We start from the raw sequence: 2,137 nt of genomic DNA on the forward strand, positions 1-2,137 counted from the left end.
ACGACTGTGCCGGTCTCACCCAGGCCGCCTGGCGGGCCGCCGGGGTCACACTGCCGCGGACCGCGCACGAGCAGGCGCCGGCCGGCATCCCGGTCACGACGGCCACGATGGAACCCGGTGATCTGGTCTTCTTCTTCGACGACGGCCGGCACGTGGGCCTGTACACCGGCGGCGGCATGATGGTGCACGCCCCGGGACCGGGGAGGGCCGTCCGCGAGGAGCCGGTCCAGGGCTTCGGGGAGGCGGAGGTCCACCGGATCGTCCGGCCGGCCTGACCGGTCGGCCCCGAGCGTGGGCGCGGGATGCGCATAAGCGGGCCCTGGACAAGTCATAAGGATGGCTTATGAGGTCATAGAGCGGACCCCCGTACCAGGTAAGGTCTGCCTTAGTTTAGGCTTCCTGATCAAGTCGCCCGTTCGCGTTCGAAGGGAACCTGATCATGCCGCGCCCCCTGCGGGTAGCCATCGTCGGAGCCGGCCCCGCCGGGATCTACGCCGCCGACGCCCTGCTCAAATCCGAGGTGGCCGCCGACCCCGGTGTGTCCATCGACCTCTTCGAGCGGATGCCCGCCCCGTTCGGCCTGATCCGGTACGGCGTCGCACCCGACCACCCACGCATCAAGGGCATCATCACCGCCCTGCACCAGGTGCTCGACAAGCCGCAGATCCGTCTCTTCGGCAACGTCGACTACCCCACGGACCTCAATCTGGACGACCTCCGCGCCTTCTACGACGCGGTGATCTTCTCCACGGGCGCGATGGCCGACCGCGCGCTGTCCATACCCGGCATCGATCTGGACGGCTCGTACGGCGCCGCCGACTTCGTGTCCTGGTACGACGGGCACCCGGACGTGCCGCGCACCTGGCCGCTCGAGGCGGAGAAGGTCGCCGTGCTCGGCGTCGGCAACGTGGCCCTGGACGTGGCCCGCATCCTGGCCAAGACCGCCGACGAGCTGCTGCCGACCGAGATCCCGCCGAACGTCTACGACGGTCTGAAGGCCAACAAGGCCGTGGAGATCCACGTCTTCGGCCGCCGTGGCCCGGCCCAGGCGAAGTTCAGCCCGATGGAGCTGCGCGAACTGGACCATTCCCCCAACATCGAGGTCATCGTCGACCCCGAGGACATCGACTACGACGAGGGCTCGATCGAGACCCGGCGCGGCAACAAGCAGGCCGACATGGTCGCCAAGACGCTGGAGAACTGGGCGATCCGGGACGCCGGCAACCGTCCGCACAAGCTCTACCTGCACTTCTTCGAGTCCCCGGCGGAGATCCTCGGCGAGGACGGCAAGGTCGTCGGCCTGCGCACCGAGCGCACCGCCCTGGACGGCACCGGCAACGTCAAGGGCACCGGCGTCTTCAAGGACTGGGACGTCACGGCGGTCTACCGCGCGGTCGGCTACCTCTCCGAGAAGCTGCCCAAGCTGCCCTGGGACGAGGAGTCCGGGACCGTGCCGGACGAGGGCGGCCGGGTCGTCGAGGACGGCGGCACCCACCTGCAGTCCACCTACGTCACCGGCTGGATCCGGCGCGGCCCGGTCGGTCTCATCGGCCACACCAAGGGCGACGCCAACGAGACCGTGGCCAACCTGCTGGACGACTACGCGAACGGCCGGCTGCACACCCCGTCCGCGCCCGAGCCGGAGGCCGTGGACGCCTTCCTCGCCGAGCGTAACGTCCGCTTCACCACCTGGGACGGCTGGTACAAGCTGGACGCCGCCGAGCGCGCCCTGGGCGAGCCGCAGGGCCGCGAGCGGGTGAAGATCGTGGAGCGGGAGGACATGCTGCGGGAGAGCGGGGCGTAAGGTCCCGGCCGCAGTGAGGGGGTGGTGCGCCGTACCCGGCACGGGCGTGCGCCGTACCGCGCGCGGGCTTGTGGTCGCGTGCCGGTGCGCCGGGCGTACCCCCGGTCGACGCGCGGGGTTCGGCCCCCGCGCCCGGGTGGCGCCGCCGAGCGGTGATACTGGGAGGCGCACCCGCCCCCATCAGCAGATTGGCCTATGTCGAACTCCGCCACCGACCACGCCACCGTCCCGCAGACCCTCTGGGCGGTGCGGGGCCGCCACACCGGTCCCGCCGCCGAGGACGTCGTCCGCCGCACCCTGCGCCGGCACGAGGAGAGCGGGGACATCGACGAC

General features: G+C 71.0%; 2 protein-coding genes. Both read left to right on the forward strand.

The genetic code is table 11. The features are described from left to right. On the forward strand, positions 1–275 hold a 275-nt coding region (locus H5J33_RS32405; protein ID WP_181798297.1), incomplete at its 5' end, for a C40 family peptidase. A 164-nt stretch (positions 276–439) separates the two neighbouring features. After that, a complete protein-coding gene (locus H5J33_RS32410) occupies positions 440–1,804 on the forward strand; it encodes an FAD-dependent oxidoreductase (RefSeq protein ID WP_181798298.1) in 1,365 nt (454 codons plus the stop codon). Positions 1,805–2,137 lie beyond the last annotated feature (333 nt).

The sequence above is a fragment of the Streptomyces sp. WELS2 genome (assembly GCF_013870595.1).
Taxonomy (GTDB): Bacteria; Actinomycetota; Actinomycetes; order Streptomycetales; family Streptomycetaceae; genus Streptomyces.